The sequence below is a fragment of the Anaerobacillus sp. 63XJN7_4_ISO-PGPR-S23-413 genome (genome assembly GCF_056173725.1).
The window spans coordinates 2,474,686-2,499,784 of the sequence record NZ_CM149688.1; the positions used below are offsets into that span (position 1 = coordinate 2,474,686).

30 protein-coding genes are annotated in these 25,099 nt (G+C 39.0%); 3 read left to right on the plus strand and 27 right to left on the minus strand.

Features of this window, described 5'->3' with window-relative positions; translation table 11 throughout:
• Positions 1 to 76: 76 nt before the first annotated feature.
• The 17 genes from ndk to AC0VYO_RS13150 all read right to left on the minus strand — a co-directional run bounded on the left by ndk (position 77) and on the right by AC0VYO_RS13150 (position 13,172).
• On the minus strand, positions 77 to 520 hold the full coding sequence (gene ndk / locus AC0VYO_RS13070; RefSeq protein WP_194221928.1) for a nucleoside-diphosphate kinase: 444 nt from the start codon (positions 518 to 520) through the stop codon (positions 77 to 79).
• Between the two features lie 103 nt (positions 521 to 623).
• Positions 624 to 1,592: a heptaprenyl diphosphate synthase component II gene (gene hepT / locus AC0VYO_RS13075; protein WP_430246204.1), complete on the minus strand. Its 969-nt coding sequence runs from the start codon at positions 1,590 to 1,592 to the stop codon at positions 624 to 626.
• A gap of 41 nt (positions 1,593 to 1,633) precedes the next feature.
• Positions 1,634 to 2,347 carry a demethylmenaquinone methyltransferase gene (locus AC0VYO_RS13080; RefSeq protein ID WP_475365380.1) on the minus strand — a complete coding sequence of 238 codons (714 nt, stop codon included), beginning with the start codon at positions 2,345 to 2,347 and terminating at the stop codon, positions 1,634 to 1,636.
• Between the two features lie 3 nt (positions 2,348 to 2,350).
• On the minus strand, positions 2,351 to 3,178 hold the full coding sequence (locus AC0VYO_RS13085; RefSeq protein WP_475367677.1) for a heptaprenyl diphosphate synthase component 1: 828 nt from the start codon (positions 3,176 to 3,178) through the stop codon (positions 2,351 to 2,353).
• A 213-nt stretch (positions 3,179 to 3,391) separates the two neighbouring features.
• The gene (gene mtrB, locus AC0VYO_RS13090; RefSeq protein ID WP_098443979.1) at positions 3,392 to 3,613 is read right to left on the minus strand and encodes a trp RNA-binding attenuation protein MtrB; all 222 of its coding nucleotides are present in this window, start codon (positions 3,611 to 3,613) and stop codon (positions 3,392 to 3,394) included.
• A 23-nt stretch (positions 3,614 to 3,636) separates the two neighbouring features.
• Positions 3,637 to 4,203: a GTP cyclohydrolase I FolE gene (gene folE / locus AC0VYO_RS13095; RefSeq protein WP_194221932.1), complete on the minus strand. Its 567-nt coding sequence runs from the start codon at positions 4,201 to 4,203 to the stop codon at positions 3,637 to 3,639.
• Between the two features lie 118 nt (positions 4,204 to 4,321).
• A complete protein-coding gene (locus AC0VYO_RS13100; RefSeq protein ID WP_048309232.1) occupies positions 4,322 to 4,594 on the minus strand; it encodes an HU family DNA-binding protein in 273 nt (90 codons plus the stop codon).
• A 390-nt stretch (positions 4,595 to 4,984) separates the two neighbouring features.
• Entirely contained in the window at positions 4,985 to 6,463 is a 1,479-nt protein-coding gene (gene spoIVA, locus AC0VYO_RS13105) for a stage IV sporulation protein A (RefSeq protein WP_194221933.1), read from the minus strand.
• A 220-nt stretch (positions 6,464 to 6,683) separates the two neighbouring features.
• Positions 6,684 to 7,403, minus strand: coding sequence for a hypothetical protein (locus AC0VYO_RS13110; RefSeq protein WP_194221934.1), 720 nt, complete (start codon positions 7,401 to 7,403; stop codon positions 6,684 to 6,686).
• A 32-nt stretch (positions 7,404 to 7,435) separates the two neighbouring features.
• Positions 7,436 to 7,633 carry a DUF2768 domain-containing protein gene (locus AC0VYO_RS13115; protein ID WP_194221935.1) on the minus strand — a complete coding sequence of 66 codons (198 nt, stop codon included), beginning with the start codon at positions 7,631 to 7,633 and terminating at the stop codon, positions 7,436 to 7,438.
• A gap of 319 nt (positions 7,634 to 7,952) precedes the next feature.
• Positions 7,953 to 8,204: a stage VI sporulation protein F gene (locus tag AC0VYO_RS13120; protein WP_194221936.1), complete on the minus strand. Its 252-nt coding sequence runs from the start codon at positions 8,202 to 8,204 to the stop codon at positions 7,953 to 7,955.
• Positions 8,205 to 8,273: 69 nt separating this feature from the next.
• Positions 8,274 to 9,329 carry an NAD(P)H-dependent glycerol-3-phosphate dehydrogenase gene (locus AC0VYO_RS13125; RefSeq protein ID WP_475365381.1) on the minus strand — a complete coding sequence of 352 codons (1,056 nt, stop codon included), beginning with the start codon at positions 9,327 to 9,329 and terminating at the stop codon, positions 8,274 to 8,276.
• A gap of 12 nt (positions 9,330 to 9,341) precedes the next feature.
• Complete coding sequence (gene plsY, locus AC0VYO_RS13130; RefSeq protein WP_283154049.1) at positions 9,342 to 9,941, minus strand: glycerol-3-phosphate 1-O-acyltransferase PlsY; 600 nt, start codon at positions 9,939 to 9,941, stop codon at positions 9,342 to 9,344.
• Positions 9,942 to 9,992: 51 nt separating this feature from the next.
• Positions 9,993 to 11,306, minus strand: coding sequence for a ribosome biogenesis GTPase Der (gene der, locus AC0VYO_RS13135; RefSeq protein ID WP_430246194.1), 1,314 nt, complete (start codon positions 11,304 to 11,306; stop codon positions 9,993 to 9,995).
• Between the two features lie 197 nt (positions 11,307 to 11,503).
• Positions 11,504 to 11,689 (minus strand): capping complex subunit for YIEGIA, encoded by a 186-nt coding sequence (locus AC0VYO_RS13140; protein WP_226613787.1) that lies wholly within the window; start codon positions 11,687 to 11,689, stop codon positions 11,504 to 11,506.
• Positions 11,686 to 12,576, minus strand: a complete 891-nt coding sequence (locus AC0VYO_RS13145; RefSeq protein WP_475365382.1) for a YIEGIA family protein — start codon at positions 12,574 to 12,576, stop codon at positions 11,686 to 11,688. Before AC0VYO_RS13145 ends, AC0VYO_RS13140 begins: the two co-directional genes overlap by 4 nt.
• On the minus strand, positions 12,573 to 13,172 hold the full coding sequence (locus AC0VYO_RS13150) for a YphA family membrane protein (protein WP_430246190.1): 600 nt from the start codon (positions 13,170 to 13,172) through the stop codon (positions 12,573 to 12,575). The genes AC0VYO_RS13145 and AC0VYO_RS13150 overlap by 4 nt, the downstream gene beginning before the upstream one ends.
• Positions 13,173 to 13,302: 130 nt before the next feature.
• Between AC0VYO_RS13150 and AC0VYO_RS13155 the strand changes: the two genes are divergently transcribed.
• Entirely contained in the window at positions 13,303 to 13,440 is a 138-nt protein-coding gene (locus AC0VYO_RS13155) for a YpzI family protein (RefSeq protein ID WP_475367678.1), read from the plus strand.
• Positions 13,441 to 13,509: 69 nt separating this feature from the next.
• On the opposite strand, the gene rpsA is transcribed toward AC0VYO_RS13155, so the two are convergent.
• From rpsA to prsW, 7 genes are all read right to left on the minus strand, one after another.
• Complete coding sequence (gene rpsA / locus AC0VYO_RS13160) at positions 13,510 to 14,655, minus strand: 30S ribosomal protein S1 (RefSeq protein WP_226613796.1); 1,146 nt, start codon at positions 14,653 to 14,655, stop codon at positions 13,510 to 13,512.
• Between the two features lie 182 nt (positions 14,656 to 14,837).
• A complete protein-coding gene (locus AC0VYO_RS13165; protein WP_430246185.1) occupies positions 14,838 to 15,422 on the minus strand; it encodes a lysophospholipid acyltransferase family protein in 585 nt (194 codons plus the stop codon).
• A gap of 4 nt (positions 15,423 to 15,426) precedes the next feature.
• A complete protein-coding gene (cmk, locus tag AC0VYO_RS13170) occupies positions 15,427 to 16,098 on the minus strand; it encodes a (d)CMP kinase (RefSeq protein WP_194221946.1) in 672 nt (223 codons plus the stop codon).
• Positions 16,099 to 16,249: 151 nt separating this feature from the next.
• On the minus strand, positions 16,250 to 16,417 hold the full coding sequence (locus tag AC0VYO_RS13175) for a DUF5359 family protein (RefSeq protein WP_194221947.1): 168 nt from the start codon (positions 16,415 to 16,417) through the stop codon (positions 16,250 to 16,252).
• A gap of 13 nt (positions 16,418 to 16,430) precedes the next feature.
• The gene (gene ypeB / locus AC0VYO_RS13180; protein ID WP_475365383.1) at positions 16,431 to 17,780 is read right to left on the minus strand and encodes a germination protein YpeB; all 1,350 of its coding nucleotides are present in this window, start codon (positions 17,778 to 17,780) and stop codon (positions 16,431 to 16,433) included.
• A gap of 14 nt (positions 17,781 to 17,794) precedes the next feature.
• Positions 17,795 to 18,526: a spore cortex-lytic enzyme gene (gene sleB / locus AC0VYO_RS13185; protein WP_475367491.1), complete on the minus strand. Its 732-nt coding sequence runs from the start codon at positions 18,524 to 18,526 to the stop codon at positions 17,795 to 17,797.
• Between the two features lie 173 nt (positions 18,527 to 18,699).
• Positions 18,700 to 19,386 (minus strand): glutamic-type intramembrane protease PrsW, encoded by a 687-nt coding sequence (prsW, locus tag AC0VYO_RS13190; RefSeq protein ID WP_475365384.1) that lies wholly within the window; start codon positions 19,384 to 19,386, stop codon positions 18,700 to 18,702.
• A 125-nt stretch (positions 19,387 to 19,511) separates the two neighbouring features.
• Here prsW and AC0VYO_RS13195 point away from each other — a divergent pair, with 125 nt between their 5' ends.
• Entirely contained in the window at positions 19,512 to 20,483 is a 972-nt protein-coding gene (locus AC0VYO_RS13195) for an asparaginase (RefSeq protein WP_226613812.1), read from the plus strand.
• A 45-nt stretch (positions 20,484 to 20,528) separates the two neighbouring features.
• Here the strand turns inward: AC0VYO_RS13195 and AC0VYO_RS13200 are convergent, their stop codons facing one another.
• The 3 genes from AC0VYO_RS13200 to AC0VYO_RS13210 form a co-directional block, all read right to left on the minus strand.
• The gene (locus AC0VYO_RS13200) at positions 20,529 to 21,524 is read right to left on the minus strand and encodes a YpdA family putative bacillithiol disulfide reductase (RefSeq protein ID WP_475365385.1); all 996 of its coding nucleotides are present in this window, start codon (positions 21,522 to 21,524) and stop codon (positions 20,529 to 20,531) included.
• A gap of 119 nt (positions 21,525 to 21,643) precedes the next feature.
• On the minus strand, positions 21,644 to 22,924 hold the full coding sequence (locus AC0VYO_RS13205; protein ID WP_194221953.1) for a Glu/Leu/Phe/Val family dehydrogenase: 1,281 nt from the start codon (positions 22,922 to 22,924) through the stop codon (positions 21,644 to 21,646).
• Positions 22,925 to 23,209: 285 nt separating this feature from the next.
• Positions 23,210 to 24,124 carry a D-alanine--D-alanine ligase family protein gene (locus AC0VYO_RS13210; protein ID WP_475365386.1) on the minus strand — a complete coding sequence of 305 codons (915 nt, stop codon included), beginning with the start codon at positions 24,122 to 24,124 and terminating at the stop codon, positions 23,210 to 23,212.
• A gap of 204 nt (positions 24,125 to 24,328) precedes the next feature.
• Between AC0VYO_RS13210 and AC0VYO_RS13215 the strand changes: the two genes are divergently transcribed.
• Complete coding sequence (locus AC0VYO_RS13215; RefSeq protein WP_194221955.1) at positions 24,329 to 25,042, plus strand: PIG-L deacetylase family protein; 714 nt, start codon at positions 24,329 to 24,331, stop codon at positions 25,040 to 25,042.
• Positions 25,043 to 25,099 lie beyond the last annotated feature (57 nt).

Genomic DNA, 25,099 nt, shown 5'->3' on the forward strand with positions numbered 1-25,099 from the left:
AGATTTCATGTAATAAAAGAATCCGGACTAGTTGTCCGGATTCTTTATATAAGCGCTTTCATTTTGTTGTAAAAAATCAAACCCACTTTGAGATCGTTTTCGCATACTCATTTAGTTCATTTTCATTAAAAAATAAAGCGATTTCTCTTTCAGCACTTTCTGGAGAATCTGAACCGTGAATGACATTCATACTTACTTGCACTCCATGGTCACCACGTATCGTTCCTGGACTTGCATCTTTCGGATTGGTTGCCCCCATCATTGTACGTGCTGTTGAGATGACGTTCTCACCTTCCCAAACCATCGCAAAGACAGGACCTGATGTAATGAAATCTACTAGTTCGCCGAAGAATGGACGCTCTTTATGTTCGCCATAGTGAGTTTCTGCAAGGTCTTTTGAAACCGTCATCAATTTTGCTCCCACTAAATTAAAGCCTTTATTCTCGAAGCGTGATACAATCCCACCAATTAAATTACGTTGAACCCCGTCAGGTTTTACCATTAGAAATGTTTTCTCCACAAAAATCTCCTCACTTTCAACACTTTATATGTATAGGGCAGAAAGCATTTTTCTGCCCTTCAAAATTCTATCAAATATTCGCAAAAATAACAACATTTCCTTTTTAATGTTTCCGTTTGCCTATATATTCTGCGATTTGTCTAAGTGAGGTTCTAGCAGAATGCGAAGGTAATTGATCCAATTCATGAAACGCCTTTTGAAGATAGCGATCACTAATGTCCCGTGCGTGCTCAATACCTCCAGAAGACTTTACAATGCTTATGACTTGATTGACTTGCTCCTGAGAAGCATAGAGTTCTTCTGAGAACACATTCATGATTTCTTCCTTGTTACCTTGATTCATGGCATAAAGCACCGGTAACGTAATATTCCCCTGTAATAAATCGCCACCAGCGGGCTTTCCAAGCTGCTTAACCGTTCCTGTGTAGTCCAAAATATCATCCGTGATTTGATAGGACATTCCTACGTAATAACCGAACTTTTTAAGATGAAGCTGTTCTGCTTTCGAAGCACCTGCTGCTACCGCACCAAGTTCACAAGAGGTAGCAATAAGTAGAGCGGTTTTCCGCTTGATTCTCCGAAAATAATCTCGTACATTTTGATTCCAGTTAAATTGATCACGAATTTGTTCAATTTCACCTATGCTCATCTCAAGAATCGCAGTAGATAAAATGGTATTGGCAGCTGGTTCTTTCAATTCTGTAACGAGCTCAATCGCTCGTGCAAAAATGTAGTCACCAGTATACATCGCCACACGATTATCCCATTTGGCTTTAATCGTTTTAGCCCCTCTTCTCATTTCTGCATCATCGATCACATCGTCATGTACGAGAGAAGCCATATGAATAAGTTCAAGTGCCACTGCCACATTCTTCATAAGTGGCAAATTATAATCCCCGAATTTACCTGAGAGCAAAACGAAAACAGGACGGATTCGTTTCCCTCCAGCTTTTAATAGGTGGTTAGAAGCATCCCGGAGAACAGGATGGTGAGCATCTACCGTTTGCTCCAGTTCGGATTCAATAAAAGATAAATCTTTTTTTAAAGAAGCGTATATCGTTTTTAATTTCATGAGATCCACCTTACTGATTTTCACAAAATATCTGTTCTCTTTTATGGTTTGATTGGCTTAAATCCTCTATGCATCGCTGCAACGCCACCTGAGTATGGCTTTATGTCTACACGGCTAAATCCATTTTGAAAGAAAAGTTGCTTTAATTCATCGCGTCCAGGGAATGTGCTTGCTGATTCCTGTAACCATGAATACTCTTCGTAACTCTTCGCAAAAACTTTACCTAGCACCGGCATTACGTGTTTAAAGTAACCATAATATACCTGTCTGAATACTGGAATCGTTGGTTGACTTGTCTCTAGACAAACCACCTGACCACCCGGTTTTACTACCCGAAACATTTCTTTAATAACTTGATTGTAATCCGGTACATTACGGAGTCCAAAGCCAATTGTCACATAGTCAAAGGAATTATCTTCAAAAGGGAGATTCATCGCATTTCCATGAAGAAGTGTAACATTATCTTTTTTCTTTTCCTTGACTTTCACTTGACCTACTTCAAGCATATTTTCGCTAAAATCAAGTCCAATTGCCGTTCCGCTTTTACCGACGGCATCTGCCATAGCCAGTGTCCAGTCTGCAGTACCACAGCAAACGTCTAAAGCTGTTGTTCCCTTCTGAACGTCCATCAGTCGCATTGTATCTTTACGCCATGCTTTATGACGTTGAAAACTAATCACAGAATTCATGACATCATATCGCTTTGATATGGTTTGAAATACGTCGTGAACGCGTTCTTCTTTAGATGAAGCCATTCTTTATCCCTCTTCCGCCATTTTCTTTTCCTGTATGCCCAGTAAACCCCAATTATATTCAAATCGCTTCTGAAACAGATGATGAAGCTCTGAATGGTTATGAAGTAGCTGATCCATCTCTTTCTTCGCATGTGAAATATAAGAGTCCAGTACAATTGTCACTTTAGAAACTTGATTGGTTGTAAGCTTCGCATCTTTAACCGATAGAAGCGTAGCAGCAATCTTATAAAGGACATCGGACCCAGATTGAATGAGCCCCTTCTTACGTTCAACAAGAAGACGGTTCATATAAAAATAGTGAGTTCCAAAATTGCTCCAGTTATTTAAACCATAATGTTCAGCAACTTTCCGAACTAATATAGACTCAATCGTCTTTATGTTATCAAAGACAGATTCAATTGATGTATAGTCCGTTTGATAAAAAGCCATCTTTGCCTCATTTATTTCCTGAATGGCCTCTGAAAGAGTACGAATCAGACCATTATCTCCCCACTTAGAAAGAATATGATAATACATGCTACTAAAATAGTCACCAGCAAGCACCGTTAGCTGACGATTTTTTCGTTCACTTTCGTTCTCAATATTATCGAGTGAGATTAATTCATGCGTATCAAGTGCAATCTGCACAAGCATGATGGACAGGAGCGTATCCTGCTTTCTTTTATGTTCGAGCTTCGCTTGTTCTAATATGCCATAGAACACATATAGCTTCTCTTCATCAATAACTGGAAAATCAATAAATCGAAGCAAATATGAATGGGATAGGCGAGACTGAAGCATGTCTCGAACTCCTGCTATTTTTTTATGTGTACTTTCTTTCGGATTTGTCATATCCCATACCCCTTACATGTCTTCCAATTAGAAAAGTGAGCCAGCCGCGTCTTTTTGCGAAAGCTTACGTTTTCCATATACTTTATTTTGTCGGTTTTTTCATTGTTAAAGTATAAATTATGTATTCATTCCTAGTATAGCACAATAACCCTCTAGCTAAAACGAACGGCTAAGGTTTTGAAATGAAAGAAAAGCAGGTTATAATGTCCTGCTTTACTCTTCCGTACTTATTTCACCATGTTCTGTTTGAATGACAGCTTTTCCTCTCACCTTAACCGCAGATGTATGCTCCGTGAATTGGGCAATCATAACTTCGCCTTTATCTAGTTTCTCTGAATGATGAAATCTTGTATCAGATCCACGCGTCAACCCAATAACGTTCACACCATTTTCAAGTGCTTTAATTACAAAAAAATCGTTGCTATCACTCTTCATATCGATCACTCCGCTTAAAAGGATTAGCCCTTGATCAAACCAAGTACTTCAGATCGTGCAGCAGCGTCATTTTCAAACACGCCTCTTACTGCTGATGTAACGGTTGATGAACCAGGCTTCTTAACGCCTCTCATAGTCATACACATGTGTTCTGCCTCAACTACGACCATAACACCATGTGGATCTAATGTATCTACCATCGAATTTGCTATCGTAGATGTAATTCGCTCTTGAAGCTGTGGACGTTTCGTTACAGATTCAACAGCTCTTGCTAGCTTACTAAGTCCTGTTACCTTCCCGCCTTTTGGAATATAGGCAACATGCGCTTTTCCGAAGAAAGGAACAAGATGGTGCTCGCAAGTTGAGTAAAAAGGTATATCTTTAACTAGAACAAGCTCCTCGTGGTCTTCTCCAAAAATAGTCTGAAAATGCTCTTTTGGATCTTGATGCAGCCCCTGAAAGATTTCTTCGTACATTCTTGCTACACGTTTTGGAGTATCCAACAATCCTTCACGCTCAGGATCTTCACCGATCGCTTCAAGGATCATTTTCACTGCTTCTTGTATTTTTTCATGATTAACTTCGTACATTGTTCTTACTCCTCCATTCAGGGCCTTTATTACCTATCAAGATTCTAGCACATGGAGAAAAAGTTAGCAAAAAAGAAGAGCCGCAGAATGTGCGACTCTTCTTGGCCCTATGTATTTCTTACTTCACTGCATCCTTAAGGGCTTTACCAGGTTTAAATGCAGGAACCTTACTTGCAGCGATTTCGATTTCTTCGCCAGTTTGAGGGTTACGCCCTTTACGAGCAGAACGCTCACGGACTTCAAAGTTACCAAAACCAATTAGTTGAACTTTGTCACCCTCTTGCAAGGATTGCATAATGTTATCAAAAACTGAGTCAACAGCTTTTGTCGCTTCTTTTTTAGAAAGCTCTGCAGATTCTGCAACAGCATTGATTAGATCTGTCTTGTTCATTCTGTTCACCTCCTCTCAAGAGAGATGGATAAATACATTCATTTACTTAATGACCAATATTTATACGTTGCAATGCACGTTTAGTACGTTTGCAAGCCCTATATTATACGAAGATGCGAAAGAATTCAATACGTTTAGCTCGATTTCAACGATTTTTCAATGTTTTTTACCTATTATCTGCTAAATGAGCGTTTTGTAAACGCTCTAAAGGTGACTTTTCTATTGTCTGTTAATTCAAGCAATTCAACACTTTAGATGGACAAATGTTAGATATACTCAAGAGTTGCTAACTCAGCATAACAACTCACTAAAATAGATAATACCCCTATTCTCGGTTTTTCTAAACCACTTAACGTAAAAAACCGACTCCAGGTATTGGAGTCGGTTTTGTTATAATATAATCGCAATTAAACCGCCGGATCCTTCGTTAATAATGCGTTCGAGCGTTTCTTTTAATTTATAACGAGCATTTTCAGGCATTAAACCAAGTTTTGCCTGAATCCCCTCTCTCACGATAGAATTCAGGGAACGACCGAAAATATCTGAATTCCATATTGAAAGCGGATCTTCTTCAAAATCTTGCATTAAATAACGAACAAGCTCTTCGCTCTGCTTTTCCGTTCCAATGATAGGTGCGAACTCCGATTCTACGTCTACTTTAATCATATGAATAGATGGGGCAACTGCTTTCAACCTGACACCAAACCTTGACCCTTGACGAATGATTTCAGGCTCATCGAGGCTCATATCTTCAATCGCTGGCGCTGCAATACCATAGCCAGTTTGTTTAACCATCCGAAGAGCGTCTGAGACGTGATCATACTCAGCTTTTGCAAATGCAAACTCCTGCATAAGTTGGAGGAGATGATCCTTTCCTCGAATTTCAACACCAACAACCTCTTTTAGAATTTGATCGTATAAATCTTCTGGAGCATAAAGATCAATTTCCGCTATTCCTTGCCCCATTTCAATTCCTGCTAAACGAGCATCCTGAATAAATTCAAATTCCTCAAACTGACCTACGACACGATCAACATCCCTTAGACGCTTAATATCTTTCACAGTCTCTCTAACGGATTCTTCATAACTCTGTCGCAACCAATGATCTTGGTGGAGAACCATTACCCAACTTGGTAAGTTCACATTAACTTCTAGAACTGGAAATTCGTAAAGCACTTCTCTCATGACATTGTTAATATCATGCTCCGTCATAGTCTCTACGCTAAGAGAAATAACAGGAATATCATATTTATTACAAAGGTCTCCTCTTAATGCCTCCGTTTGTGGATGGTGTGGGTGGGCAGAATTGACAATCATAATAAATGGCTTACCTACTTCTTTTAATTCCTCCACGACTCTTTCCTCAGATTCAAGGTAGTCGTGTCTTGGGATCTCCCCAATGGATCCATCAGTCGTTATCACGACGCCAAGCGTGGAATGTTCTTGAATTACTTTTCTTGTACCAATTTCAGCTGCTTCTTGAAACGGTATCGGCTCTTCATACCATGGTGTATTGATCATTCTTGGCCCATCTTCATCTTCGTATCCCTTAGCACCAGGCACTGCATATCCGACGCAATCGACAAGTCTAACATTAACATCAAGACCATCTTCCACATGAATTTGAACGGCGTGATTTGGTACAAATTTAGGCTCAGTCGTCATAATGGTACGGCCAGCAGAACTTTGGGGTAGTTCATCCAGTGCCCTCGTTCGATCAGAATCACTTTCCATATTGGGCAGGACGATTAGTTCCATGAACTTTTTAATAAATGTTGATTTCCCTGTTCGAACAGAACCTACGACTCCAAGGTATATATCTCCCCCTGTACGCTCTGCGATATCTTTGAAGATATCTACTCTCTCCACGTGATCGCCTCCTGAATTCCGCCTCATTGGACGAAATGATTCACTCCAGACCGCAGACTTTCTTGAACACTACCATTCTATGATGTTGTCCAATAAATATGACAGTTCACAGTAAAAGGATTTGATGCTTTAAGTAAACTTTTCGTCCTCTATTGAATAAGCCCATAAAAAAGTCCCTCCTCTTTTTAATAGTTGTATTGCTAAAGAGGAGGGAAAATACCTATTTCACTAAAAAAACAGCTTTATCATTTTCAATTGTATACGCAACAGAAGCAACAGGAACATAAAACGAATTGTCTGCTAACAAATCTCGGATATCATCGCCCTTTTCATAGCTGTGATCTGGATTACTTTCGATTGCCTTCGTAAGGTCGCTAGAGTAATTAATATGTACATCACCTTTTTCATCTAAGAAAAATGGAAGTTGCTCATTTGTAAATGGACTTTTAACAGTCGGCTCTTCATCCATCCCCATCGCATCATAATCGATGGAATACCGGTCTTTTGCAAGAACATCTTTGAATGGTGGATAGTTCTTTTTCCTTCTATAATCATTAATACGTAGCTGAAGATCTTTTACTTTTTCAATAGTGACTAAATCAATTAATCTTACTGTAGGCTCTTCTTCTACATGGATAAGTACATATTGAAATACCCCACCACTTTCAAATGAATTCCCAGGTGCTTGCTGTAAGAAAGCGGGCACTAATTTCTTGAAGTCAACTGGATACTTCTGATAGATTGGTGTTTCCTGATCTCTTGTTTTGATAGGAAGAATGGACTTATTTTCTTGGAATTGCTCTACTGCTGTTTGAACAGATTGAATTTGGTCTGTATAAGGAATTTGATTCTCGTTTTTTTGACTCTCTGGATACAGGCATCCTGACAGTAGAGTAACAAGGCATGTCCATAATACAGCTTTAGTAGCTAAACGTTTCATTACACTCATTCCTTAGTTAGAAATTTACTCATTTAGTTAGTAGGTCCAGTAAACACGACGAGAAGCATGAGCACCCCCGCAACGAACATACACATATATGCAAAGGTTGACACAAGCACTCGGAAAATACCTTTAAGCTTCGTGCGACTTAACATGATCGCCATAACCGCTATAAACATTAGTCCTAGTGCCGAAAGTGCTACCCACATCTTAATTAACGCTGGTGACATTTTAATCCCCCTAATATGACAAATCTAGTTTGCACTGCCCACCATTATATCAAATCTTTACTCCATTTACCTCTAAAGGTTTCAACAATTTAATGGTTCTACTTAATTAAAGCTCTTCAAAACATTCCAGCGTACTTCATTTAAAAGGTAACGCTTCCATAAATGACAAATAAAAAGCTGAAGAAAGGGGCTTTTCTTCAGCTTTGACTATTCTAATTTCTTAAAGAAGTATGCTTCTGCACATTGATGGTTCATTATTAGTATATGGTCTTACATCGAAGGCGGTATCGTTGATTAGCCTAAGTTTCTACTAATTTCTTTATTTTTGACTGAAAATTTTTGCAATAGCAGACAAATCGAACGGCATATTCTTATTTACGATTGCCTTTACGATTCGATCTTCTTTTTCTTTTGTGACATTTACGTTAGCAACGCGTGCAACATTCGCAATTAATTTACGCACTGTTTTCTCATCAGTAAAATCTGCTCCCTGAACGGAATTAGCTAACTTAAAAATGTCTTCCTTTTTCACATTGGTTTTCTTTTCTATGTTATCGAACAGATCGCTCACGCAGTTTCCTCCTTACCATTAACGTTCAACATAGTGTATGCAAGGAGGAATACTTCGTGCTTCGCCTATTTAGAGTTCTTTTGGATTCAATTCAAAACGGTCCGCAAGCAATGACGTTAGATCTTCTGTTTCATGAGTTCGAAGCCTACCCATCAGTTGATCTACACCATCTTTCGCATCTTTGTTATTAAATAGCACTTCAAATAACACAGATGTTATAGGCATTTCTACGTTCTGTTTTTGTGCAAGATAATAAGCAGCCTTCGTAGTCCGAACACCTTCTACTACCATCCCCATATTTTCGAGAACCTCATCTAGATTATTTCCTTTTCCGAGAAGATTTCCGGCTCTCCAGTTACGACTATGTACACTTGTACACGTAACTACAAGGTCACCTATACCTGTCAATCCCATAAAGGTAAGTGGATTTGCACCCATAGCTGCACCAAGGCGAGCAATTTCAGCTAAGCCTCTTGTGATGAGGGCAGCTTTCGCATTATCACCATAGCCGAGGCCATCAGATAAACCTGCCCCTAGAGCAATGATATTCTTTAATGCACCACCAAGCTCAACACCAATGATGTCATGATTAGTATATACTCTAAAATTCGAGTTAATGAAAAGATCCTGAACATACTCAGCTTGAGTCATTGATTTAGAAGAGGCCGTTACTGTCGTCGGGTGACGAAGACTCACTTCTTCTGCATGACTCGGCCCAGATAAAACGACAACCGATTTTCTTAAATCCTCTGGGATTTCTTCTTCAATCACCTCTGAAATACGCTTGGATGTTTCTGGTTCAATTCCCTTACTAGCATGAATGAGCGTAACCGGTGTTGATAGGTATGTCTTAAGTTCAGGAAGAACCTCTCTAAGCGCTTTAGTTGGTGTAACCAGTAAGATAGCTTCAGCCTCTTTCACGCTCTCTTCAAGGGAACTGGTAGCCCTAATCCCCTCAGGTAATTCTATACCAGGAAGGTACTTCTCATTGGTATGCTTCTCATTCACTTCATTTGCAAGATCTGTTCTTCTTGCCCATAATGTCACATCATGTTGATTATCTGCTAGTACAATTGCAAGGGCTGTCCCCCAGCTCCCTGCACCTACAACTGATATTTTCGCCATTGAACTTCCTCCTTACTGCTCGACCTTTTGACCGAGCTTGCTTTCAGTACCAGAGAACAGTCGCTTTACATTTGTTCGATGTCTCCAGACAGAAAGAATCGCTAGAATCGTCCCTAACAAAATATATGAAGCTGGATTCCCTCCAAGTAAGAAAATAAACGCTGGAGTTAATACTACAAAAATCAATGAACCAAGAGAAACAAATCTCGTTACTACAATAGCAATAATAGCGATGATACCAGCATAAAGTGCTGGAAAAAACGCAATTGTTGCGAATACTCCTATCGTAGTAGCAACGCCTTTCCCTCCGCGGAATCCAAAAAAGATTGGCCAGTTATGACCTAAGATAGCACAAATTCCCGCAAGGAAAGGAACGATTGGTTCACTAGTGAACCAATACCCTAACCAGACGGCAAGTATGCCTTTTATTACATCAAGTGCAAGAACAGCAATCGCTGGGCCAGTCCCTAGCACTCGAAGTGTATTTGTCGCTCCTGCATTGCCACTTCCGTGATCTCTAATATCTATTTTCTTCACGACTTTTGCAATTAAATAACTAAAACTAATTGATCCTAGCAAGTAAGCAGCAATGCAAATCAGGATCGCGATCATCTCATTTCCCCCTTTGTATTAGCAAGGTTCCCCCGAATGAAACAAGCTTAATTATTCGCTTTTTCTACGTGCAAGAATTCGTAAAGGAGTCCCCTGGAAACCAAATGTTTCACGAATACGATTCTCTAAAAAGCGTTTGTAAGAGAAATGAAGCAGTTCCGGATCATTAACAAATAATACGATGGTAGGCGGCTTAACAGCCACTTGCGTCGCATAGTTAATTTTCAAGCGCTTCCCATTGTCTGTTGGTGTTGGATTCATTGCAACGGAATCCATAATTAATTCATTCAAAACATTCGTTTTCACACGAAGGGCATGGTTATCAGCTACAGTGTTAACAACTGGTAACAATGTATGAAGACGTTGCTTTGTTTTGGCAGATAAGAACACAATCGGTGCATAGCTAAGGAATAAGAAATGATCACGAATTTTTTGTTCAAATTCTCTCATCGTCTTATCGTTTTTCTCAACTGCGTCCCATTTGTTTACGACAATAACAATGGCTTTACCAGCTTCATGAGCATACCCCGCCACTTTTTTGTCTTGCTCGATAATGCCTTCTTCTCCATCAATCACAACTAAAACGACGTCAGATCGTTCAATCCCACGCATTGCACGAAGAACGCTGTACTTCTCAGTCGTTTCATAAATTTTTCCACGCTTTCTCATGCCAGCAGTATCAATAATGACATAATCCTGTTCATCACGAGTAAACATGGAGTCAATAGCATCGCGAGTTGTACCAGCAATATCACTTACAATCACTCGCTCTTCTCCTAAAATCGTATTAACAAGCGATGATTTTCCAACATTCGGACGACCAATTAATGAGAATTTAATCGTTCCTTCGTCATATTCTTCTTCTGCTACTTCAGGGAATGATTTAAAGACTTCATCTAAAAGATCACCTAATCCAAGACCATGTGAACCTGAAATACCAAATGGAGTTCCAAATCCTAAAGCATAGAAATCATAAATCAACGTTTGCTGTTCAGGATTATCTACTTTATTTACAGCTAATACAACAGGTTTATTGGAACGATAAAGAATTTTTGCAACCTCTTCATCCGCATTCGAGATGCCATCTCTTCCGTTAACCATGAAAATAATAACGTCCGCTTCGTCTATTGCAATTTCTGCCTGATAACGAATTTGAGAAAGAAATGGTTCGTCACCTATTTCAATACCACCTGTATCTATGATATTAAATTCACGATTCAGCCATTCACCTTTGCTATAAATACGATCTCTTGTTACTCCTGGAGTATCTTCTACAATCGATACTCTTTCTCCTACTATACGATTAAAAATGGTCGATTTCCCAACATTCGGTCGACCTACTATTGCGACAACTGGTTTTGTCATTTTATGCACGCCCTTTCTAAAAGACTATCTAAGCTTGAAACCAGAAAGTCGTGGACAAACTTTCCAGGAGTTCATTGTAAAAAACCCTCCTCTATAAGAAGGGCATAGTCTTCGATAGCTTTTATATCTTATCAAAAAAGCAACCAATGAACAACAGACGATCAAATGAAACTTGGTAACTTCTCTTCGAAAACTTGCTAATGCTTCACAATAATATAAACACCATTGCTCAATTTATGAGCAATTCCATCTAGTATAGCTTCAAGATCAGCGGCTACGCCGTCCATTTCATCTTGAGATTCACATACAAACACATTCGCTCCTACGGGGGCCTGAGCTAATGATAGTGTAACAGTTGCAAGTATCGCTTTCTCAATAGTCATGATGAGTCACTTCCTTTTTTCTTTGTTTCCGTAGGCATCCTTATCGCATTTTCAAGAGTTGGTACTTGTGAAATGACTTTCATGGCAAGATCCACGCTTTTATTTTGAGGTAGAATAAAAACTCCAATTCGACCATCGTCCAAATCTCGTTTAATTAATGGTACTAATGCAGGCGTTCCTGAATCCCGGTATACTCCAAGAGATATAGCAAGGTCATGAAGGATGGCTTGTCTTTGTCCGAGGTTACCAATCGTCATTCGCGCATCAAAATTCTTTGGAGAAATCGTAAATCCAAGTCCATGTTCTAAAATTTCTTTTTGTCTCGCTGGTATGCCAATATTCATAATATAGATGTTATCAACGTATAGCCCTGCACCTTCAAATTTAACTTCTTTTTGTTCAATATTCGCAATTTTTCCGAGTTTACTTCCAGTCATGTATTTTTTGGCTACTAAAAAAGCAAGAAATGCAGCAACTAAGCCAGCCCAAACATTTATTGCAAGATAAGCAAATGACGTGACAAATGAAATGAAAATGACTAAATAATTTCTCCCTTCAAAGGTTACAGCTATTCCTTCTATATAGGACGCTCCACGAGGGACAAGCTCTAGTGAATCCATTTCAGTTAATGTTTTTCTTTCCATATTGCGTACTTCCCGAAATTGCGATGCAGCTAGGGTTAGGAATGTCACCGCTGTAAATTCTTGCTCCATAATTGATGGAACGACGAGCGCCCCGAGTGAAGCTGCAATAAAACCAAGCGCGAGATGTATAATCATACCATGTGGATAAGTAGGGTATTGCCTATAATCTGTTCTAAACATATAAATTCTCGCAAGCGTACCAGCTATCACGCCAAATACAATTGGTATTGTATACTCATTCATGAATATCCCCGTCTTTCTTGATGTTTTTTGACAGTTTTCTCTAGAAGAACTGTTAATTTCACAAAGGAGGACCAGATCCATGTTGCCATAATCGAAATGGCCATTACATCGAAGGAAGCTAACTCGCCAGCAGTTCGCTCAAAACCCATTCCTCGAAAAATCATTGTTAAGATAACCTCACCATGAACGATACTAAGAATTAATAACGAACATCTCTCTGCAAAACCATTCAGTGTTAGATGAATAATAATAAAAAGAATTGCGGCAACCGACCACTTCGTATACAAGTAAGTAAAAACAGGATCATATATGGCAAATAACTGAATCGAAGTATAAGCTGCTGTTAACATAATGAGTAATATCATGGCGTATACCGTTCTTACACCGTTCTTTATCCAGAGGAGATATCCACAAACATAGGCAAGCAATAGTAAAACAGCTACAGAAAAACCCATCAGGATGACGGTTTTATTCACGACACATATTGCCACTAACATTAAGAACGCTGACCCAGTCCTTTCTAAAGATGGCTTTTGAAAAAAGACTGTGATGACAACTCCCATCCATACAAACCAAATAAAAATCGCCCCATCCACTCCGTTACCTCCTCTCATTATGATCAGTATGGGACGTTTTCATGAGAGATAGACTTAAAAAATGTAAATGAATAACTTTCGAAGCTTTTTTTCATGATAAGAAAAGGTTCAGTTGAAGGGAGGCTAAATGATGGGAAAAGATCGACAGGAAAGAAAACTTAAGAAATCGAAACGAGTTGAGTCTGATCATGATCAGTCGCTTTCGCATAATGGAGCAGCAATGCTTGAAGGACCAGACCAAGCTCGAAAACGAAATGGACAGGATTAATACGTTTCCTTCTATCTAAAAAATCAAAAAAAATCCTCTCTGCATGAATGCAGAGAGGATTTCATTTACTTATTTGTACTTTTTAAGCTGATCACCGATCATATCTCCAAGAGAGAATGGCGAGTTGCCGTCACTTTCTTTTTGATATTCTTCAACTTCATTTGATACTTGTTCAGTTTCGAGGACTTTGATGCTTAATGAGATTCTCTTTTCATCAAGATTAACATCCAAAATCTTCACTCGAACTGTTTCTCCCTCTGAAAGAACTTCTTGAGGAGTTCCTATATGCTTGTTCGAGATTTCTGAAATATGAACAAGCCCTTCTACACCCGGAGCAACTTCTACGAATGCACCGAAGCTAACTAAACGCTTCACTGTGCCTTCGATTTCATCTCCAGTACTAAGTTTTCCTTTTACTTCTTCCCACGGTCCCGGGAGTGTTTCTTTAATGGATAGTGAAATACGTTCGTTGTCACGATCAACAGAAAGAATTTTAACATTCACTTGTTGACCTTCTGTTACAACTTCAGATGGGGTTTCAACACGATGATGAGCCATCTGTGAAATATGAACGAGGCCATCCACTCCACCGATATCTACAAAAGCACCGAAATCGGTTAAACGTTGAACTGTCCCTTCGACAACTTGTCCTGCTTGAAGAGATGCTAGCGTTTCTTGTTTCTTATGATCCGCCTCTTGCTCAAGAACAGCACGATGTGACAGGATCACTTTTGCTTTCTCTGGATCAAATTCCACAATCTTAACGCTCAGGTTTTTGCCTTTGTAATCTGAGAAATCTTCAACATAATGTCTTTCTACAAGAGAAGCCGGGATAAATCCGCGAACACCAAGGTCAACCACAAGGCCGCCCTTAACTACGTCTGCAATTTCAACATCAAATGCAACGGAGTTTTCATACTTCTCCTGTAGAGCATCCCAGGCTTGATCAGCTTCGACTGCTTTCTTAGAAAGCACTAGCTCATCTTCAGAAACTTTGATTACTTTAACTTCTATTTCATCACCTTCTGAGAGCACGTCGCTAACCTTTTCGACGTGAAGGCTTGACAGTTCGCTGATTGGCAGCACTCCATCAACTTTAAAACCTACATCTACTGATGCATGTTTTTCTTCAACCTTGGAGATCTTACCTGTCACCACTTCTCCGATTTCGAATGATTTGAACTCAGTCATTTCCTGATTCATCTCTTCACCCATTGACAAACTCCTCCTTCAATCCAAAAGAAATAAAACTTTTCGATATGATTTATAAAAGTCTTCCACTTATAGCGAAAGAAATTTATTGAAAAGTTAAGCACCCTTTCCTCTAACTTTCACTAAAAATGACGGATTTGTCAAGTATCCTGACACATTTATTTAAATTTTTTAACAATATCGAATTATTTATGATGAATTTCAATAAGATCTTGAATTTCTTTCATGATAGCTTGAGTGGCTTTTTTAGCTGCTCCCTGTTCTTCACGAAGCGGCGATAAGTCAACTGGTTTTCCGTACACGATTTTCAAGCGGCCAAACGGTTTATAAGATCCTTTAATTGCGCACGGTACGACCATCACTTCTGGACGTAATGCAAAAAAACCTGCTCCAGAAAGCCCCTCGCCTAATTCGCCATCTTTGCTTCTCGTACCTTCCGGAAACAAGCCGACAACACCGCCATCTTTCAAAAATTTCATTCCACTTCTTAGAGCTTGTTTATCACTCATTCCTCGTTTTACCGGAAAAGCCCCAACCTTATGAATCAATTTACCTAGTACCGGAATGGTAAACAATTCTGATTTAGCCATAAAATGAACATCTCTAGGAAACATGGCACCTACTAGCGGCGGATCAAGGTTATTAATATGATTTGAGCAAAGAAGAATCCCTTTGTCTTTGGGTATATTCTCACGACCAACAACTGTTACACGATTGAATACCTTGAAATAAAAATGAAATAAGCCTTTTCCTACTCCGTATAAGCTCACTTGATCATGCCCTTTCTTTTGCTAATTGTAAAATTTGGTCCACTACTTCAGAAATTGTCATCTTCGTAGTATCAATTTCTATGGCATCGTCCGCTTTTACAAGAGGGGCTACTTCTCGCTCAGTGTCACGCTTATCTCTTAAAGCAATCTCATCCTTGATACGGTCATAATCCGCTTCAGTCCCGTTTCCAATAAGTTCATTATATCGTCGCGTGGCTCTTTCTTCTACAGAAGCACTTAAGAATACTTTAAGCTCTGACTCAGGAAGAACATGTGTACCGATATCACGTCCATCCATTACAACGCCTCCACGATCAGCTAACATCTTTTGTCTCTTTACCATTTCTAATCTTACTTCACTTTGTCTTGCTACAAAGGAAACATTGTTCGTGACAGCATAAGAACGTATATCTGTTGTTACGTCCATGTTATCAACCAAGACAAGCTGTTCACTTTCACCAACTTGTAGGTCGATCACTGTATCATCTAGAAGGGCTTTAAGAAGAGGACCATTCTCTAAATCAATGTCCTTCTCAATAGCTTTATACGTTAATGCACGATACATTGCGCCTGTATCAATATAAAGGAAAGATAGGTTATCTGCTACTTTTCTTGCAACTGTACTCTTACCGGCCCCTGCTGGACCGTCAATTGCTATATTTATTCGCTTGTTCATATTATTATTGCCTCCAAATTCCATTCATCCATCCGAATTAGATCATATAAATGACAATTTAACGTACAAAAAAAGCAGGAGAACCTGCTTTCCTCAGTACGACCAAAATGTCATATTTATCATAACACAAGACATTTTATCGGTCTATTCACTATTGGCGTCTAATCAGGGGAGGCATATCCTTTAGCACACCTTCATAATAAATCGCTTTGCTTAGATAGATACGAAACTCTTCTTGAGTTAGAAGAACTTGAGAAATAATAAGAAAAACAAATTGAATGACGATGAGTTTTATTAATAATTGTTCCATTCTCGCCATACATTCGCTCCTCTCATAGGGTATCGTAATTCATTTCGGTACCGTCCATTTTTTCAACTCTTTCTTCTCTTTCGTTAGATGCGTTAATAAAAATGCGATACGTTTCATTATCAATCGTACCCATAAACTCATAGCATAATACTTCTTCTCCAAGATCGTTTTGAATGACACCTAATCCTTCTTCCATTATTTGAACATTTGGATTCACTTGTTCTAACGCTTGATCCCTGGAAATAGTTGGGGAGTCCAAAGTTCTTTCATGGTGATTTGTTAAATACTCTAAGGATTCATAGCCGGAAATATCACCATTATCAAGCGCAACTTTAATATGAACAGCATCTGGATAAATTAAAACGTCTTCCTGATTGTATACAAAAGTAAATACACCTACTCGATCATATTGACTACTTTCTGAAATGCTCATATTTGTTATATCATGCTCTTTTAGAAATGCTCTTGCTCGATCAGCGGCTTCATTTAGACTAAGCTTCTGATCTCCTATTTTTCTATCCATCAAAATCCAGATTGGTTTTGCCCCTTTTTTTGTAACATCTAGATTGATACTAGATTTCGAATCTGGCTCTTCAATTGATAAACTATAGGCTTTGTATTTTGACTTCTCCCCAGTAGTCGTTATATCAATGCTTGCTTTAGGATCAAGATCCAGAAAGTCAATTACATGTTCCTTTGCTTCTTTTTCAGTCAGTTTTTTCCCGACTATATTTTTGTCCAGGTTTTCTTTCTTTTCATTTAATTGAGTAATCTCAGGTCCCCAGTTTACTTCACTATACCCTTCCACTTGTTTATCAACTGTTTTAAATCCATCAATAATCGTGTTATCTTCAGCCTGTGTTTCTGAAGCTAGAGCAAGCTCCACATCCATCCAACGTAAGTTATGATCAATGACCATCGCCTGCACTTTTCTCAGTTCATTTTTAATATCTGTAGAATGACTATGCAATTCCTTCAATGTTTTATATTCTTCATCTGACAGAGGGTTTTCATCAAGATCACGTACAGCTACACGATAACTAAATGAACCTATGTTTGTTAAAAATTCTTCCGTTTTATTAAAAGGCATTAGCGTTAGCGGGAGTTGTCCAACATCATTTTGAGCTTCAGACGTTAAACGCCATACCTCTGCAAGGGCAGGTGATAGACTGCCACGGGAGTTCATCGCCAATGTCGACCCTATCTTCTCCTCTAGTGCATCCATATGAAAGTTTAAGTCATGGAAAGCACGCTGATACGTGTTTTCCGCATTAATTAACACGGCATTTTTTTCTTGATGTTCCTTGTACCCCCAGTAGCTAGTTCCAGCAACGCCTACTGCGAGCGCACCAATTAAAATCGAACGAATCATTTTAACCACCTCCACTATTCACAGAATATATGCTTACCAATTTGTTTGATTTGCGGCCTTGTCCAAATCCATCCAGAAGTTGCCGTGTTTGGATTGAAATAATACAATGCTTCCCCAGTTGGGTCCCATCCGTTTATTGCATCAATCACAGCTTCTTTCGCTCTTTCATTTGGAGTAAGCCATATTTGTCCATCTGAGACGGCCGTAAAAGCTCTCGGTTCAAAAATCACTCCTGAAACTGTGTTTGGAAATGAAGCACTTTGAACACGGTTTAGTATGACCGCGGCTACCGCAACCTGACCTTCGTAAGGTTCCCCCCTTGACTCACCATAGACTGCGTTTGCAAGCAGCTTAATGTCGTTCTGGGAATAACCGGACGGCACGTTTTTCGCCTGAGTAGTTGAGTCTTTTGGCTTATTCGTTTGATTATTTTGATTTGATTGTGAAACATTAGGACTTTTGCCACTATTCACCTGCTGTTGAATGGAAGGATCATACTTCGTAGACTTGTTTAACTTTGCTTTCATTTCAGGACCAACTAGTCCATCAACATCCATTCCAAATTCATACTGAAAGTTTCTAACCGCCCAATAAGTCCCCCATCCAAATACGCCGTCAATTGAGCCTGTATAGAACCCTATATGCTTTAAGCGTGCTTGAAGTTCAATGACATCATTGCCTGTTGCACCCTTCTGGATGATTTGGTTAGAAAATGCATCTGCTCGATTCTCCATATCAAATACCATGACAAGCGGTGCACAGACCAGACCAATTATTAGAGGGATTTTTAGAATAAGAACTGTCTTTCTCATGATGTGGACCTCCCTGATCATTCTGTTTTCATAGGTGTAGTTTTTGTATCAGAAGGTATTTTATACAAAACAAAAAAGATGCCTTTTCGGCATCTTTCAAACTGTTATCATATTGGCATGTTTTCTTTCGTTTCCATTAATTCTGCTTGATTAAGGTTTGCAGCCTTGATTTTCCTTACACCTATAAACCATAGAACAAGCACAAATGGAATCATTAAATAGATGGTATTGCTGTTCACCTGAAGAACTAAATAATTATATGTTCCGTGAAACAAAAATGGAACGAAAAGAGATAGAGAAATCCACTTTCCAATCTTATTTTGCAATGAGAATTTTCCCCTTCCAAGATAAGAACCCATAATTAAGCCAAATAAAGCGTGGCTTGAAACAGGAAGAAGCGCTCTCCACCATGCTTCTTGAATGCCATATGCAAAAAGATAAAAGACATTTTCAACAGATGCAAATCCTAGTGAGATAGCAACACCATAAACAATCCCATCATAAAACTCATGAAACTCTATATGGATGTATACAGTAAAATAGAAAATAAACCATTTTAGAAATTCTTCAAGCAGTCCAGACATCAAGTACGCTTGACTGAATGGTGATTGCAAGAAGTTTTCGACCTCAAAACCATGCTGAATCACCATTACTGGAAATACTAGCATAGCACCAAACACAAAACTTCGTACAACCGGGCCTATTGGCTCAGATTCATACTGATGTTGTTTCAAATAAAAAAAACAAAGAAGCGCAATGCCTGGTGCTATTCCAGCAGTTATTGCTGCTAACATAGGCTTTCCCCATTTCTATCCTGAACCTCATTTTTAAGCAGGATCAGTCATACCTATACTTTTATAATCGTATCATGTTACTTTATGTAAGGAAACAATTATTAGGAAAACAATGAGGTGACGCAATGAGCAAGCTATTGATCATTCATACCGGAGGAACTATCGCTATGGAGGAAAATAAGAACTCTGGTGCTGTTAGCCCAGGTAAAGAAAATCCTCTAAATGCAACACTGAGCGAATTACTAATTGGAAATGACGTTATTATTGATGATTACATTAACATTCCCTCCCCCCATATGACACCTGAGGTCATGTTTACAATTGCGGAAAGGATTGAAACTAGAATCAAACAAGAACACATCAGCGGAGTGGTCATAACGCATGGAACCGACACACTAGAAGAGACGGCTTACCTTCTAGATCTTGTTCTGCAAACAGATCTGCCTGTCGTCGTAACAGGTGCGATGCGCTCAAGCAATGAGCTTGGCTCTGATGGACCTTATAATCTTCTCTCATCCATAAAAGTAGCTTCTTGCCATGAAGCAAAAGGAAAAGGCGTGCTTGTTGTGTTGAACGATGAAATACATACGGCAAAAAATGTGACAAAAACGCATACGAGTAATGTTTCAACTTTTCAAAGTCCTCAATATGGCCCTATCGGGATCGTAACAAAACAACGTGTCTTCTTTCACCATACTTTAACGATGAGAGACCGCTATCATATTTCTGGACTAACGAAAAATGTCATGCTTCTAAAGGCTTATGCAGGGATGGATTCACAGCTACTATTTGCTGCTGGAGAAATTGGCATTAATGGCATCGTAATAGAAGCGCTTGGACAGGGGAATTTACCACCGGATATGATGGAGGGAATCAAACATCTAAGAGAAAAAGGAATCGCCATCGTCATGGTTTCTAGGTGTTTTAATGGCATTGTACAAGATGTTTATGGTTATAAAGGCGGTGGCAAGCATTTAAAAGAACATGGAGTAATTTTCTCTAACGGATTAAATGGACAAAAAGCGCGTTTGAAATTACTCGTTGCACTCGAAGCAACAGAAGACCCCAAGGAATTACACAATTTCTTTTTACGATGATGAAACAGAGACCTTCCTTGATTGTTAAAAGCACAAAAACCTACCTTAATTGGTAGGTTTTTGTGCTTTTCCTATAATTGACTGAGCTATTAATGCACCGTGTAGCCTGCCATTCTCAATAAAGATCTCATTGGCGTTATTTCCAGCGGCAATCACGCCAGCAATATAACAATTCTCTACATTTGTCTCCATCGTATCTTGATCAAAAGCAGGTCGCCCGCTTTGTTGATCGATTTCTATACCGATTTTTGTCAAAAATGAATGATCAGGATGATAACCGGTCATTGCGAATACAAAATCATTCGGTATGCTCTTCTGTTCACCCTTCACTTCATATACGACTTCTTTTTCTTTCACTTCCACTAATGAAGCATTAAACTCCATTGTCACTTTCTTATTTCTAACGAGAGCTTCAAATTCCGGTAAAATCCATGGTTTTACACTTTTTGAATATTCCGCTCCTCTATAAAGAATCGTAACCCTTGCCCCAGCTTTTTCAAGCTCTAATGCTGCGTCAACTGCTGAGTTTTTACCGCCTATCACTACAATATCCTGGTCAAAATAAGGGTGCGGCTCTTTAAAGTAGTGCAAAACCTTATCGAGGTCTTCTCCTTTAACACCCATAAAGTTAGGACTATCATAATATCCTGTTGCAATGATTAAATGCTGTGCGCGGTATGTTATTTTTTTGGATTCGTGCACTTTCTCCGTTTCAATAATAAATGCACCATTCTCCTTTGTTATCAAATTTGCTTTTTCAAAGGAATGAATACGAAGATCTTTTCTTTTAGCAACGTCCCGATAATAAGCAAGGGCCTGATTTCGTTTTGGCTTCCGCTCTTCAATTATGAAAGGTACTTCACCAATTTCAAGCTTTTCACTTGAACTAAAAAATGTTTGATGCGTTGGATAATGATAAATAGCATTCACGATATTTCCTTTTTCGATAATTAGAGGATCGTATCCCTCATTCATTAATTCAATTGCCGCAGACATTCCACAAGGACCTGCGCCAATGACAACCACTTGTTCTTCTCTCATCTCACTCACTCCCGAACCTATCCATAAGAAATGGAACATTTCTTTTTAGTATTCTACTCTTTGCAATAGAAAAATTCCCTACCTGAATGATAGGGAATTTTCATCGGATTGGCAACTATTTATATCCATCCTCTAAATCTAGAGGCTTCAGCCATTTTACGCACGCCGACCATATATGCTGATAGTCTCATATCAACGCGACGCGTTTCAGAAGTTCGGTAAATTGAATTAAAAGCGTTTACCATTACTTTTTCAAGCTTCGCTTCTACCTCTTCTTCTGTCCAGTAGTAACCCTGGTTGTTTTGTACCCACTCAAAATAAGATACCGTTACACCACCAGAACTTGCAAGAACATCTGGTACGAGTAAAATACCACGATCCGTTAAAATTTTTGTAGCTTCAATCGTTGTAGGACCGTTCGCTGCTTCCACAACAATACTTGCTTTAATTTGATGTGCGTTGTCTTCCGTAATTTGATTCTCAATAGCAGCTGGAACAAGAATATCACAGTCAAGTTCAAGAAGCTCCTTGTTGCTAATTGTTTCTTTAAAGAGCTTTGTAACTGTTCCAAAACTATCACGTCGGTCTAATAAGTAGTCAATGTCAAGACCTTCAGGATCATGAAGAGCTCCATATGCATCTGATATTCCTACAATCTTAGCACCCGCATCGTGCATGAATTTCGCTAGAAAACTACCCGCATTTCCAAAACCTTGAATAACGACACGTGCACCTTCTATTTTGATATCCTTTTTCTTAGCAGCTTCGCGAATACAAATGGTAACGCCTTTCGCGGTGGCGGATTCACGACCATGAGAACCACCTAATACGAGAGGTTTACCAGTAATAAATCCAGGAGAATCAAATTCTCTAATTCGACTATACTCATCCATCATCCAGGCCATAATTTGAGAGTTAGTAAATACATCTGGTGCAGGTATATCTTTTGTTGGACCTACAATTTGACTAATTGCTCTTACATACCCTCGACTCAATCGTTCTAGTTCTCTAAAAGACATCTCACGCGGATCACAAATAATTCCACCTTTACCTCCTCCATAAGGAAGATCTACAATCCCTGCTTTAAGGCTCATCCAAACAGATAGCGCTTTAACTTCTGTTTCTGTCACATCTGGATGGAAGCGAACCCCACCTTTAGTGGGTCCAACAGAATCATTGTGCTGCGCACGATACCCAGTGAATATTTTTATAGAACCATCATCCATTCGAATTGGAATCCGAACTGTCATTAATCTCATTGGTTCCTTTAATAGTTCATAAACTTCGCTCGGATAGCCTAATTTGTCCAGCGCTTCGTGAATGACTGATTGCGTCGACTCTAATACGTTCCGTTTCTTCTTATTTCCTTGTCCATTATCTGTTTCGTTTTTGTCGACCATTGCTTTACCTCCCATTACTGTGCACTTACTCTGCTGTTTTTGTACTTTTTAGGCTAAATGAAGCATAGCCTATTCGATTTTAATTGTTAAAGTTCATATGTTGTTTATAGAATGTTCCATTGCTCTGCTTTCAAAACATAGTATACACGTTTAGGTAAGCTATGAGAAGGCATTCATGCTACATTTATGCAAATTGTTCCATAGTAATGAAAACGCTTACCAAGTAAGGGCGTAGTCATGTCAATTAAAAAGAAGACCTCACAATTTGTGAGGTCTCTCCTTTTACTATTTTTTTAATCCTAATTGAATAAGGTTTTCAATCATCTGTTCATAGGAATATCCAATCTCTTTAGCCGCGTCAGGAAACAAGCTTGTCGGTGTCATACCTGGCAATGTATTTACTTCGAGAAAAACAGGATTCGATCCATCATTCGGCACAATATAGTCTACTCGAGAATACGTCTCACAACCAAGCAGTTCATGTGCCACTATCGACTGCTCTTGGATAAGTGTCGTATAATCAGACGATATACGTGCAGGGACAATATGCTCGCTTCCCCCTTCAGAATACTTCGATTCATAATCATAGTATTCATTTTTCGGAACAATCTCTACGACTGGAAGTGGCTTAACATCACCTTTAGCTCCCATTACGGCAACAGTCACTTCTGTGCCAGAAATAAATTCCTCAAGGATTACAGTATCATCAAATCGAAATGCCTCTTCAATCCCCTGCTGAAGCTCTGCTTCGTTCTTAGCAATTGTTAAGCCTATCGTTGAGCCCTCACTGTTTGGTTTTACAACAACTGGATATCCAAAAGGTAATTCCAAAGAACGGTGGTCATGCGATTTATGAAGAACGAAATCTTGAGCAAGGCGAATGCCTGAATCTCTTAGTACTTTCTTACTTTTTGCTTTGTCCATCGCAACGGCAGATCCAAGTACTCCGGATCCTACATAAGGAATTTGTAGCATATCGAGTAAACCTTGAATTCTACCATCTTCCCCATACTTACCATGAAGACCAATAAAAACAATGTCTACATCAAGTTCCATTACTTCAGCTAAGCGATCTGGATGGAAGTCAATTCCAACTACTTCATGACCGTTATTTTTTAGAGCTCTCATAATTCCTTTTCCGCTAGATAAAGAAACTTCTCTTTCTGCAGAGGTTCCTCCATAAAGTACTCCAACTTTCATTCTTTATACCTCCTGGGCTACATTTATGTATGTCATTATATTCGATAGTTAATCGAGTGGAACTAATCAAAACTTCTCTCATCATACCATGTTTTTCGAACACTATGTTATCCCTAATGACCATCGATAAATAATATTATTGGAAAAAAGTCTTTTACTTTTTGTATACTGGCAGTAATCTTATTTATGAAAGGAAATGCCCTTATGTCTCAAACATTTATGTTTGTCTTCGCTCACCCTGATGATGAGAGCTTTACTTGCGGAGGAACATTATTAGAGTTAGCGAACAAAAAAGATATTAAAACCGTTTTATATAGTGCAACACCTGGTGACGCTGGTAAATGCGGCGAACCAGCTATTTGTCGCCCCGAAGAACTCGCATCCGTTCGACGGAAAGAACTTGAAAAAGCTTCTAAGCTACTTGGCATCGATGAATTATATATCGGTGAATATCAGGACGGGAAGTTAAATTCTTTGCCTCCAAATGTGCTTAAAAATGATGTAATCAACCGAATCAAAGAAGTTAAACCTGACGTTGTCATCACCTTTCCACCCCATGGATTATCAGGGCATCCTGACCACAAAGCGATTCAAGCTGCAACGCTCCAGGCAGTACAAGAAACAAACATTGTGAAGGAATTATACTACACTACCTTCCCACAGTCATTAGCTGATGAAACAGGCCATCCTGCTTTTTCTGACCCTGATGATTCGATTACATTGATGAAATCATTCTCAAGTGACCATATAAATCCCGTAAGAGAAGCTCTTCTTGCGCATCGAACGCAACACCTCTCCGTTGAAAGAGCTTTTCCAACCATATATAATCAAGAGGGTTTCATGAAATACAACAATAAAGAATATTTCATTAAAGCGTGGGAAAACGCCGAATCTTCATCTAAATCCCTGCTCACCTAAAAAAACCTCCTTTGGGAGGTTTTTTCGTGTTCAAGAAAGCAATAACTGAATCATTTC

Excerpts from the sequence above, each read along its gene's own strand:
- AC0VYO_RS13145 (WP_475365382.1), bottom strand. The coding sequence starts at position 12,576 with ATGAATGAGTATACAATACCAATTGTATTTGGCGTGATAGCTGGTACG.
- AC0VYO_RS13210 (WP_475365386.1), bottom strand. The coding sequence starts at position 24,124 with ATGAAAGTTGGAGTACTTTATGGAGGAACCTCTGCAGAAAGAGAAGTT.
- hepT (WP_430246204.1), bottom strand. The coding sequence starts at position 1,592 with ATGAAATTAAAAACGATATACGCTTCTTTAAAAAAAGATTTATCTTTT.
- AC0VYO_RS13080 (WP_475365380.1), bottom strand. The coding sequence starts at position 2,347 with ATGGCTTCATCTAAAGAAGAACGCGTTCACGACGTATTTCAAACCATA.
- AC0VYO_RS13200 (WP_475365385.1), bottom strand. The coding sequence starts at position 21,524 with ATGAGAGAAGAACAAGTGGTTGTCATTGGCGCAGGTCCTTGTGGAATG.
- AC0VYO_RS13175 (WP_194221947.1), bottom strand. The coding sequence starts at position 16,417 with ATGGCGAGAATGGAACAATTATTAATAAAACTCATCGTCATTCAATTT.
- AC0VYO_RS13115 (WP_194221935.1), bottom strand. The coding sequence starts at position 7,633 with ATGTCACCAGCGTTAATTAAGATGTGGGTAGCACTTTCGGCACTAGGA.
- AC0VYO_RS13195 (WP_226613812.1), top strand. The coding sequence starts at position 19,512 with ATGAGCAAGCTATTGATCATTCATACCGGAGGAACTATCGCTATGGAG.
- AC0VYO_RS13140 (WP_226613787.1), bottom strand. The coding sequence starts at position 11,689 with ATGACTATTGAGAAAGCGATACTTGCAACTGTTACACTATCATTAGCT.
- ypeB (WP_475365383.1), bottom strand. The coding sequence starts at position 17,780 with ATGATTCGTTCGATTTTAATTGGTGCGCTCGCAGTAGGCGTTGCTGGA.
- AC0VYO_RS13205 (WP_194221953.1), bottom strand. The coding sequence starts at position 22,924 with ATGGTCGACAAAAACGAAACAGATAATGGACAAGGAAATAAGAAGAAA.
- AC0VYO_RS13125 (WP_475365381.1), bottom strand. The coding sequence starts at position 9,329 with ATGGCGAAAATATCAGTTGTAGGTGCAGGGAGCTGGGGGACAGCCCTT.
- prsW (WP_475365384.1), bottom strand. The coding sequence starts at position 19,386 with ATGTTAGCAGCAATAACTGCTGGAATAGCACCAGGCATTGCGCTTCTT.
- sleB (WP_475367491.1), bottom strand. The coding sequence starts at position 18,526 with ATGGTATTTGATATGGAGAATCGAGCAGATGCATTTTCTAACCAAATC.
- AC0VYO_RS13155 (WP_475367678.1), top strand. The coding sequence starts at position 13,303 with ATGGGAAAAGATCGACAGGAAAGAAAACTTAAGAAATCGAAACGAGTT.
- AC0VYO_RS13085 (WP_475367677.1), bottom strand. The coding sequence starts at position 3,178 with ATGACAAATCCGAAAGAAAGTACACATAAAAAAATAGCAGGAGTTCGA.
- AC0VYO_RS13215 (WP_194221955.1), top strand. The coding sequence starts at position 24,329 with ATGTCTCAAACATTTATGTTTGTCTTCGCTCACCCTGATGATGAGAGC.
- AC0VYO_RS13110 (WP_194221934.1), bottom strand. The coding sequence starts at position 7,403 with ATGAAACGTTTAGCTACTAAAGCTGTATTATGGACATGCCTTGTTACT.
- plsY (WP_283154049.1), bottom strand. The coding sequence starts at position 9,941 with ATGATCGCGATCCTGATTTGCATTGCTGCTTACTTGCTAGGATCAATT.
- der (WP_430246194.1), bottom strand. The coding sequence starts at position 11,306 with ATGACAAAACCAGTTGTCGCAATAGTAGGTCGACCGAATGTTGGGAAA.
- cmk (WP_194221946.1), bottom strand. The coding sequence starts at position 16,098 with ATGAACAAGCGAATAAATATAGCAATTGACGGTCCAGCAGGGGCCGGT.
- AC0VYO_RS13100 (WP_048309232.1), bottom strand. The coding sequence starts at position 4,594 with ATGAACAAGACAGATCTAATCAATGCTGTTGCAGAATCTGCAGAGCTT.
- rpsA (WP_226613796.1), bottom strand. The coding sequence starts at position 14,655 with ATGGGTGAAGAGATGAATCAGGAAATGACTGAGTTCAAATCATTCGAA.
- folE (WP_194221932.1), bottom strand. The coding sequence starts at position 4,203 with ATGTACGAAGTTAATCATGAAAAAATACAAGAAGCAGTGAAAATGATC.
- mtrB (WP_098443979.1), bottom strand. The coding sequence starts at position 3,613 with ATGAAGAGTGATAGCAACGATTTTTTTGTAATTAAAGCACTTGAAAAT.